At 45.1% G+C, this 17,317-nt stretch carries 14 protein-coding genes and 1 tRNA gene; 9 read left to right on the top strand and 6 right to left on the bottom strand.

The features are described 5' to 3' along the window. Positions 1-12: 12 nt before the first annotated feature. From RGV86_RS08215 to ygeW, 3 genes are read right to left on the bottom strand one after another with little or no spacing between them, the layout of a single operon-like run. A complete protein-coding gene (locus tag RGV86_RS08215; RefSeq protein WP_001107129.1) occupies positions 13-1,224 on the bottom strand; it encodes a YgeY family selenium metabolism-linked hydrolase in 1,212 nt (403 codons plus the stop codon). Between the two features lie 56 nt (positions 1,225-1,280). After that, complete coding sequence (gene dpaL / locus RGV86_RS08210; RefSeq protein ID WP_000110494.1) at positions 1,281-2,477, bottom strand: diaminopropionate ammonia-lyase; 1,197 nt, start codon at positions 2,475-2,477, stop codon at positions 1,281-1,283. Positions 2,478-2,534: 57 nt separating this feature from the next. Then, positions 2,535-3,722 carry a knotted carbamoyltransferase YgeW gene (ygeW, locus tag RGV86_RS08205; protein WP_000859787.1) on the bottom strand — a complete coding sequence of 396 codons (1,188 nt, stop codon included), beginning with the start codon at positions 3,720-3,722 and terminating at the stop codon, positions 2,535-2,537. Positions 3,723-4,201: 479 nt separating this feature from the next. Between ygeW and RGV86_RS08200 the strand changes: the two genes are divergently transcribed. Then, positions 4,202-5,980 (top strand): sigma-54 interaction domain-containing protein, encoded by a 1,779-nt coding sequence (locus tag RGV86_RS08200; protein ID WP_032226135.1) that lies wholly within the window; start codon positions 4,202-4,204, stop codon positions 5,978-5,980. Between the two features lie 39 nt (positions 5,981-6,019). On the opposite strand, the gene xdhC is transcribed toward RGV86_RS08200, so the two are convergent. Genes xdhC through xdhA form a run of 3 tightly spaced genes read right to left on the bottom strand, consistent with a single transcriptional unit; the run spans position 6,020 to position 9,682 of the window. Continuing rightward, positions 6,020-6,499: a xanthine dehydrogenase iron sulfur-binding subunit XdhC gene (gene xdhC / locus RGV86_RS08195; protein WP_001016617.1), complete on the bottom strand. Its 480-nt coding sequence runs from the start codon at positions 6,497-6,499 to the stop codon at positions 6,020-6,022. Beyond that, entirely contained in the window at positions 6,496-7,374 is an 879-nt protein-coding gene (xdhB, locus tag RGV86_RS08190) for a xanthine dehydrogenase FAD-binding subunit XdhB (RefSeq protein ID WP_000459212.1), read from the bottom strand. The genes xdhC and xdhB overlap by 4 nt, the downstream gene beginning before the upstream one ends. Positions 7,375-7,384: 10 nt before the next feature. Further along, positions 7,385-9,682 (bottom strand): xanthine dehydrogenase molybdenum-binding subunit XdhA, encoded by a 2,298-nt coding sequence (gene xdhA, locus RGV86_RS08185; RefSeq protein WP_085461126.1) that lies wholly within the window; start codon positions 9,680-9,682, stop codon positions 7,385-7,387. Between the two features lie 389 nt (positions 9,683-10,071). Here xdhA and actS point away from each other — a divergent pair, with 389 nt between their 5' ends. From actS to RGV86_RS08145, 8 genes are all read left to right on the top strand, one after another. Further along, positions 10,072-10,827: an amidase activator ActS gene (actS, locus tag RGV86_RS08180; protein ID WP_085461125.1), complete on the top strand. Its 756-nt coding sequence runs from the start codon at positions 10,072-10,074 to the stop codon at positions 10,825-10,827. Between the two features lie 78 nt (positions 10,828-10,905). Next, a tRNA-Gly gene (locus RGV86_RS08175) sits at positions 10,906-10,979 on the top strand. 542 nt (positions 10,980-11,521) lie between these two features. Further along, entirely contained in the window at positions 11,522-11,821 is a 300-nt protein-coding gene (locus RGV86_RS08170; protein ID WP_001007918.1) for a hypothetical protein, read from the top strand. Between the two features lie 2,985 nt (positions 11,822-14,806). After that, a complete protein-coding gene (locus RGV86_RS08165; RefSeq protein WP_053888552.1) occupies positions 14,807-14,995 on the top strand; it encodes a hypothetical protein in 189 nt (62 codons plus the stop codon). Positions 14,996-15,014: 19 nt separating this feature from the next. Next, positions 15,015-15,182: a hypothetical protein gene (locus RGV86_RS08160; RefSeq protein ID WP_000005056.1), complete on the top strand. Its 168-nt coding sequence runs from the start codon at positions 15,015-15,017 to the stop codon at positions 15,180-15,182. 51 nt (positions 15,183-15,233) lie between these two features. Then, entirely contained in the window at positions 15,234-15,926 is a 693-nt protein-coding gene (locus tag RGV86_RS08155; RefSeq protein ID WP_134872398.1) for a helix-turn-helix domain-containing protein, read from the top strand. A 427-nt stretch (positions 15,927-16,353) separates the two neighbouring features. After that, complete coding sequence (locus RGV86_RS08150; protein WP_142438143.1) at positions 16,354-16,761, top strand: hypothetical protein; 408 nt, start codon at positions 16,354-16,356, stop codon at positions 16,759-16,761. A gap of 1 nt (position 16,762) precedes the next feature. Beyond that, a complete protein-coding gene (locus tag RGV86_RS08145) occupies positions 16,763-17,101 on the top strand; it encodes a hypothetical protein (protein ID WP_001039295.1) in 339 nt (112 codons plus the stop codon). The last annotated feature ends 216 nt before the right edge of the window (positions 17,102-17,317 follow it).

Genomic DNA, 17,317 nt, shown 5'->3' with positions numbered 1-17,317 from the left:
AGTTAAGAATAATTATTCGGTTGCCAGCCAGCTTAACGGGATTGCAGCGTACATAGCAGCACAGGTCACCAGGTGTGATTTCCAGGTTTTTTCGTTTGGCGCGTGCGCTTCAGGTTCTTTACCTGGGCCAAAGCCGATCACCGGAATGCCGTGACGACCCATGATGGATACGCCGTTAGTTGAGAAGGTCCACTTATCAACGACCGGCGCTTTGCCAAACAGACCTTCGTAGGCATTCACCAGGGCTTTAACAGTGAAGTGATCTTCTTCCACTTTCCAGGTCGGGAAGTAGCATTCGGTTGGGTAGACCAGGCCAGTCCAGGACGGACGGTCATAGTTGTACATAGAAACGACAGCATTCGCTTTTTGAACTGCTGGCAGGGCGCGGATTTCGTCCAGCGCGCCTTCCCAGGTTTCACCCCAGGTCAGACGACGGTCAATAGAAACTGCGCAGCTGTCTGCTACAGCGCAACGGCTTGGGGAGGTAAAGAAAATTTCAGAAACGGTCAGCGTACCTTTGCCGAGGAATTCGTCATAACCCAGACGTTGGGACAGTTCTTGTAATTCGCCAAGAATCGGTCCCATTTTGAAAATGGCGTTATCACCGCGTTCTGGCGCAGAACCGTGACAGCTAACGCCCTGAACATCAATACGAATTTCCATACGACCGCGCTGACCACGGTATACCTGGCAATCAGTCGGTTCAGTACTGACCACAAATTCCGGGCGAATGCCAGATTGTTCAATAATGTACTGCCAGCACAGACCGTCGCAGTCTTCTTCCTGCACCGTACCGGTAACCAGCAGGGTATATTCATCTTCCAGACCGAGGTCTTTTATGATTTTACCGGCATATACCATAGACGCCATGCCGCCTTCCTGGTCGGAAGTACCGCGACCACCGATCAGCTCATCAGTTTCCATACCTTCGTACGGGTCGAATTCCCAGTTTTTGATGTTGCCAATGCCGACGGTGTCGATGTGAGCATCCATCGCAACCAGACGCGGGCCGTGGCCGATATAACCGAGAACGTTGCCCATCGGGTCGATTTCAACTTTATCGAAACCAACTTTTTCCATCTCTTCTTTAATACGATGCACTACGCGTTTTTCGTCACAGCTTTCACTGGGAATCGCAACCATGTCGCGCAGGAAGCGAGTCATGTCTGCCTGGTAATCCTTTGCTTTTTCAAGAATCAGTTTGAATGGAATATTCTTAGCCATTATTTTTCTCCAGTTTTTTACTCCCCGTTGTGCGGGGAGCTGTTCCAATAGTGTGATTAAGGTGCTACAGAGTGTTTGCCTTCCCAGACAACTTCGCGGTAGTGCTTCACGTCGGTGTCGCCTTCAGTGCTGATAACCAGCACCACGGCATCTTTGTTCAGCGCCAGTTTTTCCATCAGGCTTTGTCGTTGCGGGTGATAATGAACCGCCGCGAGAACGCCCAAACCGACAGCGCCAGATTCACCGGAGATGATGCGAGGATCGTTGCCATACGGATTACCCAGCACGCGCATACCTAATGCGGCAACGCTGTCCTGGCAGGAGATGAATTGAGTGGCGCAGTTACGTAGGATTTCCCAGCCCAGCGGGTTAGGTTCGCCGCAGGCCAGGCCCGCCATGATCGTCGCCATATCGCCGCCAACGTTGACGATGTCGCCTTTGACGCCAGAGCGATAAATACAGTCAGCTTTGTCCGGTTCAACAATAATGCTGTGCAGATTTTGCGGGCTGTAGACATCGACCAGATAACCCAACACACCACCAGCCATCGCGCCGACGCCGGCTTGCAGCAGAACGTGCGTTGGGGTTACGCCCATTTCACGCATTTGCTCGACGGCTTCATCTGCCAGCGTGGCATAGCCCTGCATGATCCAGGTTGGGATTTTGGTGTAGCCTTCCCAGGCGGTATCCTGCACCACCTCCCAGCCGTGCTGCTGTGCGTGTTGCATGGTCAGGCGAACGGTGTCGTCATAGTTCATGTCTGTGACGATGCACTCGGCACCGAGGTTCAGAATGGCGTCAACGCGTTCCTGAGCGGAGCCTTTCGGCATGTAAATCACCGCATTCTGCCCAAGTTGCTGCGCTGCCCATGCGACACCGCGACCGTGGTTGCCGTCGGTGGTGGTCGCAAAGGTCATTTTTTCGCCGATAGCATTTTTCAGGTGTTCAAATGACAGCGTTTCGATATCAAGATGATATTTTTCGCACAGTAACTGAGCGATGGCATACGCACCGCCGAGCATCTTGAAGGCGTTCAGACCGAATCGTTTTGATTCGTCCTTAACGAGAATTTTCTTCACACCAAAAAGGTTTGCGAGATCGTCCAGCGCACAAAGCGGTGTTGGGCGATAGCCAGCAATCTTCTGATGGAACTGGCGCGCCAGTTTTGCCTGGCTTTGCGAAAAGAGCGGTGATGTTTCGCCGTTGAAAAATTTGTTATCGGCGATATCAATCTTCAATGAGAAAACGGACATATCCTATCCTTTTGGCCTCTGTAAATAGAGAGCCGATCTGTCGATCGGCCCGAGGGGTTATTTCACGCGTTCTTGCGCTTCTTTCAGCAGTTGTTCGAGCAGTGCACCCGGTTTGGCGTATTTACGGGACAGGATCATCGCGGCGATGATATAAGGCTTCCAGCTGGCTTCTTTGTAGGTCGCGATACGGTATTTTTCGAATACACCTTCAGTGACTTCACCTTCTTTACAGGATACGCCGCTGATATCGGCCGGCAGGCAGTGCATATACAGGGCTTCGCCATCACGGGTCAGCTCCATCATCTCTTCAGTACAATGCCAGTCTTTGTGTTGCGCGTTCTGCGCCAGGCACTGTTTTTCCAGAGCTTTAAGGCCTTCGTGATCGTTAGCGCGCAGCAGTTCAGTACGCTCTTCCATCACTTTATAAGGTGCCCATGACTTCGGATAAACGATGTCTGCATCTTTAAACGCTTCTTCCATGCTGGTGACCTGACGGAAGCTGCCGCCGGATGCTTTAGCATTGTTTTTCGCCACTTCAACGACATCCGGGATCAGGTCGTAACCTTCCGGATGAGCCAGGGTGACATCCATACCGAAGCGGGTCATCAGACCGATGATGCCTTGCGGTACAGAGAGCGGTTTGCCATAGCTTGGTGAATAGGCCCAGGTCATGGCGATTTTTTTACCTTTCAGGTTTTCCAGCGAACCAAAGTGTTCACGCAACCATGCCAGGTCAGCCATCGACTGCGTTGGGTGGTCGATATCGCATTGCAGGTTCACTAAAGCCGGACGCTGCGGCAGCACGCCCTGTTTGTAACCGTCATCAAGTGCAGCGCCAACTTCACGCATATAGGCGTTACCTGCACCCAGATACATATCGTCACGAATACCGATAGCGTCGGCGCAGAAAGAGATCATATTAGCGGTTTCGCGAACGGTTTCGCCGTGAGCTATTTGTGATTTACCTTCATCAAGGTCTTGCTGTGCCAGACCGAGCAGGTTAAGCGCGGAAGCATAAGAGAAGCGGGTACGAGTAGAGTTGTCGCGGAATACGGAAATACCTAATCCACTATTAAAGACTTTGGTCGAGATGTTTTCAGCACGCAGTGCTTTTAACGCTGCGGCAACGTCCAGTACTTGTTTCAGTTCATCTGGCGTCTGTTCCCACGTTAACAAAAAATCTTTCTCGTGAAGGTGAGAGGTCAGCGAATTGATATCCTTAATCAGCTCATTAACAGTTTTCATCATAAAGTCCCGATAGTGGAATGACAGGCAAAGTGGTTTATTTCACTGTGACTTGCCAAAGTGATTGGTGTTTTCACAGCTATACCTGGGACTAACAATAAGTGTGCCAGAATTATCCACGCGGCTGCGAAAGAGTAATTTGACGGATAATATGTGGGGCTGATCACAAATTAACATTGCACTATAGAGCATAAAAATATACGGAAACGATTGGCTTTTTTTCTGCCGTTATTTATTTGCTGCTAAGTATCATAAATAAGATATAAGGGAGAGGAGAATTGTCGTCAGTTTGATAAATGCAGTCCTGTAATTCTCATATTGATATAGAAATGTGATATCACTTCCATAATTTCATTAGAAAGTGATAAAAATCCTATGTTTTTAGCAAAGCTATATTTGTCTGAGTTAATATCGTCATGACCTGTGAACCATCAACGTCTTCAATGATCGACTTTTAAGTGATTCTGGAAGGTAAAGCTATGGAGCTTGTTACTACGCAGTCAGTATTGATGCAAATTCAACCAACAATTCAGCGTTTTGCCAGAATGCTAGCCAGCGTTTTGCAGCTTGAGGTTGAGATCGTTGATGAAAACTTGTGTCGCGTCGCTGGAACTGGCGCATATGGGAAATTTCTTGGTCGCCAGCTAAGTGGTAATTCACGCTTGCTCCGCTATGTCCTGGAAACCAAAACCGAAAAGGTTGTGACACAGTCTCGCTTCGATCCCCTTTGTGAAGGTTGTGACAGTAAAGAAAATTGTCGTGAAAAGGCATTCCTGGGCACGCCCGTTATTCTGCAGGATCGTTGTGTCGGAGTGATAAGTTTGATTGCTGTTACTCATGAGCAACAAGAACATATCAGTGATAATTTACGCGAATTTTCAGATTACGTTCGCCATATATCTACTATTTTTGTCTCGAAACTTCTGGAAGATCAGGGGCCAGGAGATAATATAAGTAAAATATTCGCTACCATGATCGATAATATGGATCAGGGAGTGTTAGTTATTGATGAAGACAATCGTATTCAGTTTGTTAACCAGACTGCATTAAAAACTCTTGGTGTTGCTCAAAATAATATGGTTGGGAAACCTATTCGTTTCAGACCATTAACATTTGAGAGTAATTTTACTCATGGACATATGCAACATATCGTTTCGTGGGATGATAAAAGTGAATTAATCATTGGTCAGTTGCATAACATCCAGGGGCGACAGTTATTTTTGATGGCGTTTCACCAGTCACATACCAGTTTTTCTGTGGCGAACGTTTCTGATGAACCGCATATAGAACAATTAGTGGGTGAATGCCGGGTTATGCGGCAATTAAAACGGCTCATTAGCCGTATCGCGCCCAGCCCATCCAGCGTAATGGTGGTCGGGGAAAGTGGCACCGGTAAAGAAGTTGTCGCTCGTGCAATCCATAAGTTGAGTGGAAGACGGAATAAACCCTTTATTGCTATCAACTGTGCCGCGATCCCGGAGCAGCTTCTGGAAAGTGAGCTGTTCGGTTATGTCAAAGGCGCTTTTACGGGGGCTTCTGCCAACGGAAAAACAGGGCTGATTCAGGCGGCGAATACGGGCACGCTGTTTCTCGATGAAATTGGCGATATGCCATTAATGTTGCAGGCAAAATTGTTACGAGCTATTGAGGCGCGTGAAATTCTGCCGATTGGTGCCAGCAGCCCAATACAGGTCGACATTCGCATCATTTCTGCAACTAACCAGAATTTGGCTCAGTTTATTGCTGAAGGTAAGTTTCGTGAGGATCTCTTCTATCGCCTGAATGTTATTCCGATAACGTTGCCGCCTTTGCGTGAACGTCAGGAAGATATTGAACTGCTGGTGCATTACTTTTTACATCTGCATACCCGTCGTCTGGGGTCGGTTTATCCTGGCATTGCTCCTGATGTTGTTGAGTTGCTGCGTAAGCATTATTGGCCTGGAAACCTGCGAGAGCTAAGCAATTTGATGGAATATCTGGTCAACGTTGTTCCTTCAGGTGAAGTCATTGACAGCACACTCCTGCCGCCCAATCTGGTAAATAACGGCGTGACAGAGCAAAGTGAGAGCCCAGAAGCCAGCGAAGCACATTTGGCACTTGATGATGCTGGTGGTACGGCGCTGGAGGAGATGGAAAAACAGATGATCCGCGAGGCGCTTTCACGTCATAACAGCAAGAAGCAAGTCGCTGATGAACTGGGCATCGGCATTGCTACGCTCTATCGTAAGATTAAAAAATATGAATTGTTAAGCGCGTAACCGCCGTAAATCCGGCCTGCATTCAGGCCGGATTTCGTTTTACTTCGTTTCCTCGCAGTCCAGCACTGTATTCACAATCATCTGATAACCGGTGCAGCGACAAAGATTTCCCGCCAGGCCGCGACGAATTTCCGTAATAGTTAATGGTTTCTCGCGTGGTTTTGCCAGCATTGCCGTGGTGGCCATAATCAACCCGGGCGTACAAAAGCCACACTGTACCGCGCCTGATTTCGCATAAGCCTGTTGTACATGAGAAAGTTTGCCGCCTTTTGCTTCGCCTTCCAGTGTGCGGATCTCTTTTCCTTCAGCCCAGGTGGCAAGGTATAAGCAGCTATCTATCGCGGTGCCATCAACCAGCACAGTACACGCGCCGCATTCTCCAACGCAGCATCCTTGTTTGACGCTAAGTAATCCTTGTTCACGGAGCAGTTCTGAAAGCGGCATACCCGGCGCGGCGCGGAGCTGAAAAGGCATTCCGTTAATGACGCATTCAATGGTAATTGTTTCGCTGTGGTTCATTGCAGTTTTCCCCCTGCCGCAGCGACGGCTTCGCTAATGACTTTTTTGGTCATCGTCTGGATAAGATGCAGACGAAACTCTTTACTCGCACGCCATGAGGAACGCGGGGCGACGTCTTGCAGGACAGACTCGCTGATGGCTTCCAGCGTTTGCAGGTTCAGTGGCGCGTTTTGTGCAGCCTGTTCAGCATGTTGGCAGCGAATCGGCGTTGGAGCGGCAACACCAAATGCCAGGCGTAATTCACTGAAACTTCCATTATCCAGCCGACAATGTGCGGCGCAGCCAATCGTTGAAATATCCATCGCGTCGCGCATGGCATATTTAAAATGCGCGCTACCAGCATGTTCTTTCGGTTGCGGCGGAAAATGAAAGGCGACAAGGATTTCGTCATGCTCAAGAGATACTTTGCCCGGCCCGGTGTGAAAGCCATTTATCGGGACAAAACGAACTCCTCGCGGTGAGTGGATCTCCAGCTTCGCCTCATAAATCAGCGTTGGCGTGGCGGAATCTGCGCTAGTGGCACCGTTGCAAATATTTCCACCGTAGGTAGCGACATTACGGATCTGTGGCCCGGCAATTGACGAAGCCGCAGCACATAACGCCGGAAGATGACGCTGGGTTAACGGATCTTCAATGAGCTGAGTAAATGTCGTCGCGGAGCCGATTCGCAGCGCGCCGTCTTCCTCCAGCGTAATCCCCCGAAGCTCCGCCAGATTGTGGATATCAACAATATGGCGATAACGGTCATTGTGATGGTGGAGCTGAATCAGTACGTCAGTGCCACCGGCGAGCAGTTTTGCCTGCGGATTGTGGGTCAGCAGGTTGATGGCATCGGCAATGGTGGTCGCGCGATGGTAAGAAGCAAAATCAAACATGATGTTATCCTCAAATCAATCCTGCCAGATGGAACTCTTCGTATAACCGTTTTGGCGTCAGCGGCAGTGTATTGATTGCAACACCGGTAGCCATCTTCACCGCGTTACGAATAGCTGCGGCAACAGGAATGATCGGAGGCTCACCCAGTGACTTATGTCCGTATGCGGATTGCGGTTCATTGATTTCGACGAACGCGCTTTCCAGTTGTGGCAGATCTGGCATGGTCGGCATTTTGTAATCCAGCAGATTTGGGTTACGTACCACACCGCTTTTCGCGTCGATGATCATCTCTTCAAATAGCGCCCAGCCAATGCCCATTCCCATCCCGCCGTGTACCTGGCCTTCTGCCAGCAGCGGATTAAGAATATGCCCCGAATCATGAACATTGAGGATGCGGTTGATAGTGACTTTGCACAGCGCGATATCGACCGTCAGATCAACAAAGGTACAGCCAAACGCTGGTGGGTTCGTGGTGGTTTTGATGGAGCTTTCTGCAGAAAGCTGTCCGCCACGCTCGGGATGATAAAACGCATCCATTGCCAGATCTTTTAATGACAACAATGGCTCTTCCGGTCTTTCAACCAGCACGATATGGCCTTTTATCAAGGTTAGATTCATCGCTGACTGATGTAGCATGACTGCGGCGTGAGCGATGATTTTCTCTTTCAATAGCAACGCCGCACTGCGCAACGCTGGCGCGGCAACATAGCTCTGCCGTGACGCAAACGCACCGGGGTCGAAGGGTGTAACGTCGGTGTCTTGTGTCGAAATTACGCGGACATCGCTGACCGGGACACCCACAGTTTCCGCCACCATTTGCGAGAACACGGTGTCGGCACCCTGACCGATTTCCGTCGCACCGCTTTGCACGTTGATGGTTCCATCCTGATTCATCAACAGGCGTGCGCCAGCGATTTCTACACCAACAGGCCAGGTGTTAGAGGTGTAGCTAAAACAGGCAACACCAACGCCTCGCCGTAAATTGCCTTGCTGGTTCTGACACTCTGCACGGCGTTTTTCCCATTCAAAGATTTCTCGTCCTTTTTCCAGACACTCTGGTAATCCGGCGCTGTAAATACGCTTGCCCGTGAGTGGATTTGCATCGCCTTCACGAGCGGCATTACGTAAACGAATTTCTACTGGGTCTAGTTCCAGCGCGGTAGCGGCGTCATCCAGCATTGATTCGACAGCAAAAACGACTTGCGGTGCACCATAACCGCGCATCGCGCCAGCCGAGGGCAGATTGGTATAGCAGGTCTTTGAACTGTAAGCGTAAGCACAACGAGGATAAAGGTAAGCGACTTTATTACCGCCTGCGGAAGCGATGGAGTGACCGTGAGAGGCGTAAGCGCCGGTGTTGGACAGAACATCCAGACTATAACCTTTCAACGTACCATCACGGTTCACGCCCATTTGCCCATCAATGGTAAAGGCGTGGCGGGTTCGGGTTGCGAGAAAACACTCTTCACGGCTAAGGGAAACTTTCACCGGAATACCACCGAGCTTGCTGGTCAGGAATGCCGCCATGGGCTCTTCCAGCACATCCTGTTTATTACCAAAACCGCCACCGACAAACGGTTTGATGACTCGCACACATGACCAGGGAATATCCAGCGCCTGACCGACAACACGGCGAACAATGTGCGGGATCTGCGTACTGGAGACGATGGTAATTCGCGAGTCATCCTCCATCCATGCCAGTGAGGTCACACTTTCCATATGGCAATGCTGAATGACCGGTGTCTGATAATGCCCCTCGATCTGGTAATCTGCCGCATCGATTGTTTGCTGGACATTGCCTGTCGACATCATGCTTTGTTTAAGTAAATTGCCGCCGTTATGGATTGGTGCTGCGTCTTCTGCCAGTGCCGCTTCTGGCGTGGTGATAACGGGTAATTCTTGCCACTCAATGCTGACTAGTTGCGCCGCTTTTTCTGCCGTGAGCTCATCGCGGGCTACGACGATGGCAACAGCATCACCATGATGACGAACATGGCGGGTTAACAGTGCGCGATCGGCGGTATCGCGTTTATTTTCGTCAAGCGTCCATGCATGTCCTGCCGTCGCGAATGGGATATTCGGTACATCTTCCCAGGTAAAAATCGCCAGTACGCCCGGCAGGCTTCTGGCTTTTTCATCGTTAATATTTACGGCATAACCATGTGCGATAGGGCTACGTACATATTTTGCGTAACACATGCCTGCCATAACATAATCATCTGTATATCGTGCCCGCCCGGTAACCTTAGCAATGGCATCTACGCGCATACATGATTCACCTGTAGCGGTTGCTTCCCGCGCTTCCATAGAAATCCCCTTGATTTGAACATTTGGTTCTTATGGCAATGATTTAGTCTTTGCAGGCAAGAATTACGCCAGAAACGACTATAAACATGGTGGGAGGAGGGAAGTGTGATGTTGTTAATAAAACGCTAGGGATGATGCGTTTTTATCAGCAAAGAAAGAGAGGGCAGTGTATCAATATGAGTGTGATAAAAATCATTGTGATAAATGAATATTAGGCGACACTCAGGGGGCTCTCTTTTTCGTTATGACGATGTGCAAATGGGGGATCGCTATCCTAATGGATTCATTCACAATTCTTGATTTGTACATCCATTTTCCGAGCAATGGATTGGGTATCTGACAGGTGGCTGCTATGATATAGCGTCTTGTTTTTTGAGCGAGGAAAGATTTTGAGCGCAGGACGCCCGAATAAAAAAACGCTGGGTATCGTGATGCTGTTATCGGCAGGGCTGCTTCTGGCGGGCTGTTCTGGTAGCAAATCATCAGACACAGGAACGTATTCCGGCTCCGTTTACACCGTGAAACGGGGGGATACGCTTTATCGTATTTCACGCACCACGGGAACAAGCGTAAAAGAACTTGCCCGACTCAACGGCATTTCTCCACCCTATACCATCGAAGTTGGTCAAAAGTTGAAGCTTGGTGGGGCGAAAAGTAACCGCAGTTCGCGAAAATATACAGCCAAATCAACGACGAAAACAGCGTCAGTCACTCCACCGCCAGTGGTTCCGAAATCTTCATGGCCACCCGTCGGACAACGCTGCTGGATATGGCCAGCGAGTGGAAAAGTTATCATGCCTTACTCAATGGCGGATGGCGGCAATAAAGGGATTGATATTGCTGCAGCGCGCGGGACACCAATATATGCAGCTGGCGCCGGCAAGGTTGTGTATGTCGGTAACCAATTACGTGGCTACGGTAATCTCATCATGATTAAACACAGTGAAGATTACATCACTGCCTACGCTCATAACGACACGATGCTGGTAAACAATGGGCAAAATGTTAAGGCTGGGCAAAAGATAGCGACGATGGGCAGTACGGATGCTGAATCCGTGCGGTTACATTTCCAGATTCGTTACCGTGCTACGGCGATTGATCCTTTGCGCTACTTGCCGCCACAGGGCAGCAAACCAAAGTGCTGATGGTGAATTAATCAGCAGTCAGTAGCAAGGCACTTGCTAAGAAGAGCGTAAGGTTTATAATGCCTTACGCATCTCAAAGCGGGCGTAGTTCAATGGTAGAACGAGAGCTTCCCAAGCTCTATACGAGGGTTCGATTCCCTTCGCCCGCTCCAGAATCTCCCCAAGTGGAGAAGACTAAAAAAGTCTTCTCTGTCAGCAAGTTAAATAGTTACCTATTTAATTTGCTTAGGAGTTCTACCACTGTGATCCGCCCTTGTAGCTGTTACGTTGAGTTACACGGGAAGATGGCAGTATAACCAACGTGGCGGCAGTTGCACACCTCACACCGCGATAGTCAAACGTGAAGGAAAAGCCTACCCAGGCATTGTAATGTCATCGACGGCGGCGCTTGCGACGACCTCAGCGCGGGATAAACAGGCGAATGATGGGAAGAGTGTTTTTAAGTGTATATGTGGATTTAAAGCCCCACCTCTTCATAAAACCGTAACTGCATCGCGAAAGAGTGCAGCTCTACCCCGGCTCGTGCATCCGATAATGTACACCTGACTTACTGATCGCTACCGCTGAAAAGATGATGATACGCCTCCGGCGCTTTTGTTGATGTACCCATCACGGCGCTTTATGGCTCCTATTGTCTAAAAATAATCCTCCTGGTATTTTAAGCATCTAAGACAGTTTGAATGATGGGGGATGTATGGCGATATCAGCAAAGAAAGCCGCCTACAAAGAAAAGAAAGCAAAAGCCGCAGAACTAGCCAAACTACGCCGCCAGCAAAAAGCAGCATTAACCAGAATGATAAAGAAGGCTAGAGAAGACGGCACATTTGACAGCTTGCCAGACGATATCAAAGCAAAGTGCCTTAAACACGAAGCAAAGCGGGAAAAGGCAGCATACTTCTATAACCAGTGGAAAGAGAAGCAAGCATACGCCGCACGTCGTGAAGAGGTGGCGGGTATTGATGAATTATCCCTGCAACACTTCAAATCAATTTAAATACTCCCTGATTCTCTAAAACGCAACAGGACGCATTCTAACGCTGTTTTCATTGCTTGGTATAGGGATGTATAGGTGATGTGTGTTTAATGCGTCTGTGAGCTTGTTTTGTGCCTTATTTTGCATTTTCATAATGCAGAAGAGAACACGGAAAACCTTAAAATTAATTATTGGGGTATTTAAGGCTATTTTCAGGTTATTTAAGGGTATTAAACTTGATTTAATTGTTTAAAATATAAACAGATAGTTCTGTATATTATTGATTTATAAGGTTATTTTTAAATAAAGGTAAATAAAAAATAAATAGCCATAAATAGCTATAAATACATCTAAATACCTATATCCCTTCCCTTATGGCTAGATTGCGAGAGGTGCTTAACGCGATTTTCAGCGCCCCCCGATCTGGAAAATCCAGAATCCCCAAATATCAGCAAGGAATTTTCTTGCGTAATCAACATCGTTTTTACCTATTAAATCATTACACAGAAAGCCTTTCTGTAATGTCTCTCACTAAACTTTCACTAAACACGAGAATGATCGGTTTTATGTCGGATCAGATGCTAGAAACAGCACCACGTCTCACAAGGGCTGTAAGCGATGAAACCAGTGTTTATGCGGGTACAGGTCAAAATATAGGCCAAAATCCATTTAACATAATAAACGTAATATGCACTAAGGAACACATAGAACGCCTTGAATTGATGTATCAGGGGAAAAGTGATGGATTTTTTACGTAGGAGCACGAAAGGGCTTCTATTGACTTTTGTATGCTATGAAATATAATTAAAGGTTTTTTGTTTTTAACGTGTGATGTAGTGGATTACACAGGGGAATAGATTAAATGGTGTTCTGTTTATACAGGTTTATTTGTTAGATCAACAATTTGGCATTTCTAAACAGATGTTTGAACGTTGCCAAATGCCTTGACAACACAAGAAAAGGGCTTGCTATGCCACGCATTACACGAAATAAGGCTGTAAAAACAAAATAAATTTTAAAATTTGCACAAACGAGAAAACTCGTTCAGAAACAAGCAGAACAATTTTTAGCCAACAATTTCTGATGGTGCTCTGTACGCCGCATTACACAAGGCTTTGCGAAAGTGATGTAAAAGTGAAGAAAGTAAGAATTGCTCTTTTAAGCTACTTTTTCATTGAATTTTTAGTATGGAATTACACAGGAATAAGTTAGGGATATTCTATGATTTACACAGGGAATATAGGGGGATTATGGCACACACATAGAAAGACATTACACAGAGTGCTATGTGACAAATGGATGTAACGAGAGGTTACATTCAGCTATCTGAAATGCTCTTTGTAAGAAAGTTGGTAGTAACGATATGTTACATAGACTAATTATTGAATGTAACGATATTACACATCGGAAGATGATTGAATGTAACGGTAGCTCACAGTGAACTAGGGGTAGGTCATAGTGAACTACCCCCACAGAATTCTGTTACCCCTATCAATATTGATACCCCTATTAACTTTGATATGACTACCCCTATCAAGTCTGATACCCGATAAGTATAAATAACACCTAGGAAATGATTTCCGATCTATTTAGGAAGTAACCTAGGAAGTGGTTTCCTACCTACCTAGGAAATGAGTTCCACCAATACTATAATTAAATAATATAAATAATATTCTTTATACTATATAGCTCACTGTGAACTAGGGGGGTAGGTCATAGTGAGCTAGGGGGTAGGTCATAGTGAGCTAGGGGGTAGGTCACTGTGAACTACAATAAGACTATTAATAAAACTATATTAGATTATTAATTAGATCATAATAATAATATTCTTTATATCTATATATATGATCTTTTTGCCTTCCGGCGTTAGCTTCACTCTCTGGCAAGCAGCCTTACTCCGCTACCTTTCGGGCTTCGTGGCTGGCCCGTTCCGCTCACACCGAAAGCAAAGCGTTACTTTCTTCGTGTAACTATCGTTGGCGATAACGCCCACGAAGAAATACTATTGCGCTGTGCGCAGAAGAGTAATCACCTAACCAATCATACTGATTGCTTATGTGTTAACTCTCTCTAACTCTTAATTACCCTCCTACATTTAATAACTCTGTTATTCTCTGTAGTTGTGTAATTACTCGAAGAGAGAGCGGCTAAAGCTCAATTACACTCTGCTTTCCTCGTGTAATTTCACTAAGCCTCAATACAATTCCACTTCCTTGCATTCTGTAGTCGTGTAATTGTTTTCGGTGGAAAAGCCAGAGGCGACACCGAAAGAGAATTCTGATCTTATTAATCTTATCTATCTTAGTTAATCTTCTTACTTATCTTACTTTATCTACTTTATTATTAATAATAGCTTTATAAGCTCTGTGTAGCTCTTTGACGCAAGAAACAGAGTTCAGGAAGGGAATCACCTTAGAAAAGTGTTCTTTGCGTCATAATGTGTTTTATGAAGGATTCAGAGGTGTTTCATAACAGGAATGTATAGAGGATATTTTAATTAATTAAAAATAAGGGGTCTAAATGCTTCTCTAACAGCATTAAGCAGGGTAGGGAATGGAAACGCATTGCCTACACATAATAAACTCACTACAGGGCTTTACAGAGCGTTTTATAAAGTGACTCTCTATCTTATATCTACCATTACCTTTTCATATACCTAACAAATACAAAATAAGCCCCTTAAATAAGCCTCTGGCGAGCTAAACAGCCATTAGATAAGGGAATGTATTGCTTTTATCAAAATCTCGTTAGAACGCGTTTTAGAGCGTTTTAGCGGATAATGAAGAATAGCACTACACAGAAGAGCACGAATTGCTAAGAAAAAATGTAAGTGCATGAAAAAGATCAGATTTTTTGTGAAAAGGTATTGACAAATGTTTCTTTATATGTAATAATAGGTATTAGAGGGACAGAAAAACATTCTTCTCTAAATAATCAAAATCAATGCACTTTGAAGCCGTCAGGCTTGCAAGGTGTTTTTCTTTTAACTGAATAAGGAGTTTTTTTATGAAATGGTTTACACCTGAGCACGTCATCCAGGCATTTAAAAAAGGTGAGCTGACACGCCATCAAGTAGTAATGAATCGTAATATGGCAAGGAGTCGAGGTTATCCAGAGCGTGAAAAATGTTTCGATGCAGCACTAAAAATTATTGATGAACTAAGAAAAAATGAAAAAGAATCTGAAACAGAGTAAAGAATAGAAGGAGAAAACTATGAGCGAAACTAAGAAACCAATTCCGCGCACTTACCTACACGTTGACCCTGAAATCTTCAAGGTTTTATTTGCTGAAGCCAAGAAAAGGCAAATTATGGTCAGTGATTTGATGTTAGAAATCATTACTGAAGCAGCAGAGAACATCAAACAAAAAAAGGGTAAGTGATCCTCATTCACTTTAGTAGCGCATTAAGCGTGATTTATAAGGAGATTTTTAATGATTAATCAACTAACTTTTACAAAACACTATGACACGTTTGATAATGTATCAAAGATTTATTCTGATAAATTCCCTCAAGGAAAAGATTTAGATCTATTACATATTGTGCTTTATTTTCGATTCCTTAGTTATCAGGAAAACAACCTTAATTGTTATGAAAGTCACGAAACATTAGCTAAGATTTTTAAGTCTTCATCGTCAACAATTAAACGTAAGATAAACGATCTTAAAGAGATGGGATTATTAGAAACATCCCCACATCCTGATCCGTATATTTCATCTTTGATTTACAATGCTCTCCCTCTCACAGATGCACATATTACTCCCCCAGGAGAATCATCACTCTCTGATCTTTCTGAGGCAGAAGAAGCACAGGAACAACCTAAAGGCCATAAACAGCCTTCTTTTGATGTTCTTGATGATGATTGGGATACGCCTTTACCCTGGGAGACGGAAGAAACACCTGTTTCATCAAATGAAAAAGTAGCTAATGATAATGAGGAGGATGTGTTAGAGAATTTTGCATCTCTTATTATCACGCAGAAGAATACCAGAACAGGAGGGGCATCATTTATAGAATTTGCAAATTCACTAGCTTATAGACACGGGCTAAAACGACCAAATGGTATTGAGGCATATTTTGCTAAGAAACATCCCAAAGTATATGAAGACTTTGATATTCCATTTTAATAAGTAAGGAGGACTATTGATACAGTATTTAATAAAAAGCAAAGTAGACAGAATTCAGTGTAACGACACCGGAAAACGCATCTACGAAACACTTGCTTACCTCTATAAAGGAAAGCCAACACCGCTAAAATATAGCGATGTGTTACATCGAGCAGGGTGCTCTGAAGATGGTTTAAAATTCTGGCTGAAACAGCTATCAAACTTCGGTGTTATAGAGATTAAAGAATTATCTTTCTCTACATTCAATCTCAAAAGATTAGATAAAGAAATAGACTTCATCTATTCCACTCTCTAAAATCTCTCTATGTAATTAAAATATAAAAGGAAAACATTATTATGATAGTAGCTATGTATTGGTTATTGTTCTTTCTCACGTTAGAAGCATATTTCGGGGTGTTTTCCTTTAAAAGAAAAGGAAAAGTAAATAATGGCAAAAAGAAAAAACAACGTTGTTAAGAAAATCGGTGATTCAGCTTCTCTTCTAAGTAAACCTAAATCTATTCTAAGACGTAAAGACTTTAAAGAGCTAGTTACGCTCTCCAAGCAAAATAGCGCCCCTGGCGAATGGAAAACAGAGATCATAGAACATTCTCCCTCTGTGCCTTGTGGAGATGAATTTAACGCATTACAAGAAATCTTATCTTCAACACCTGGCGTATTCTGGAAACCTAGAAAAAGAAAAGAGTATATCGTTGATAGCTCTGATCTACGCAAATACCAGATTTTAGGATTTGAAGATTATAACCACTACGTTGGTTATCTCGCCACCAATGGCCTAAATAATTTAGTTCCTGAATTCCAAATTTTAGATAATGCTGATTATGGAGACTTTTAATATGAACAAAAACACGTATGACACAATTTACTCACTAATTAATTATTATGAGGATGATTACCTCCTGCCTTTAAACCGCGCTGAACTTGAAGCATATAAAGAAAATACGCCAGCGGCACTTAATGAGGCGTTTAAACACTGGGATTTAGCTGTGAATGCCTTCTCGCACCTCTCTAAGCGTGTAGAGATGCTCTGTAAGAGTGAGAACGCATATCTGACAGCGGATCAGATATGGGAGCTATCAAACTGGATAGAAGATATTGAATCGGACGTTCGCTATGTAGGGGATGGCCTTGTTGAACTCGCACAACGCTTAGGCGCTGCTATTACAGAAGAATAAAAAAAGCAACAAAAAAGTTGTAAAATATCTTGACATTTCATATATTGTATGTTAATATAATTATATAGGGTGATTATTTTTCCTTTATTGGTTCGATATTAAAAATTCTTCTTGTCGTTAAAGGGGAGTAAAATCTCCGCTCCCCGCTTCTCCTCCTCCTTAAGTGTCATTATTACCTCTTTTTTCCTTTGTTATGCATACATCTTGGAGTATGCA

This window comes from Escherichia ruysiae, from assembly GCF_031323975.1.
Taxonomy (GTDB): Bacteria; Pseudomonadota; Gammaproteobacteria; order Enterobacterales; family Enterobacteriaceae; genus Escherichia; species Escherichia ruysiae.
The sequence above is the reverse complement of the archived record's forward strand: the minus strand, read 5'-3'. Positions and strand labels throughout refer to the sequence as shown.

Coding starts and splice junctions, on each gene's coding strand:
- RGV86_RS08215 (WP_001107129.1), bottom strand. CDS start 1,224: ATGGCTAAGAATATTCCATTCAAACTGATTCTTGAAAAAGCAAAGGAT.
- dpaL (WP_000110494.1), bottom strand. CDS start 2,477: ATGTCCGTTTTCTCATTGAAGATTGATATCGCCGATAACAAATTTTTC.
- ygeW (WP_000859787.1), bottom strand. CDS start 3,722: ATGAAAACTGTTAATGAGCTGATTAAGGATATCAATTCGCTGACCTCT.
- RGV86_RS08200 (WP_032226135.1), top strand. CDS start 4,202: ATGGAGCTTGTTACTACGCAGTCAGTATTGATGCAAATTCAACCAACA.
- xdhC (WP_001016617.1), bottom strand. CDS start 6,499: ATGAACCACAGCGAAACAATTACCATTGAATGCGTCATTAACGGAATG.
- xdhB (WP_000459212.1), bottom strand. CDS start 7,374: ATGTTTGATTTTGCTTCTTACCATCGCGCGACCACCATTGCCGATGCC.
- xdhA (WP_085461126.1), bottom strand. CDS start 9,682: ATGGAAGCGCGGGAAGCAACCGCTACAGGTGAATCATGTATGCGCGTA.
- RGV86_RS08170 (WP_001007918.1), top strand. CDS start 11,522: ATGGCGATATCAGCAAAGAAAGCCGCCTACAAAGAAAAGAAAGCAAAA.
- RGV86_RS08165 (WP_053888552.1), top strand. CDS start 14,807: ATGAAATGGTTTACACCTGAGCACGTCATCCAGGCATTTAAAAAAGGT.
- RGV86_RS08160 (WP_000005056.1), top strand. CDS start 15,015: ATGAGCGAAACTAAGAAACCAATTCCGCGCACTTACCTACACGTTGAC.
- RGV86_RS08155 (WP_134872398.1), top strand. CDS start 15,234: ATGATTAATCAACTAACTTTTACAAAACACTATGACACGTTTGATAAT.
- RGV86_RS08150 (WP_142438143.1), top strand. CDS start 16,354: ATGGCAAAAAGAAAAAACAACGTTGTTAAGAAAATCGGTGATTCAGCT.
- RGV86_RS08145 (WP_001039295.1), top strand. CDS start 16,763: ATGAACAAAAACACGTATGACACAATTTACTCACTAATTAATTATTAT.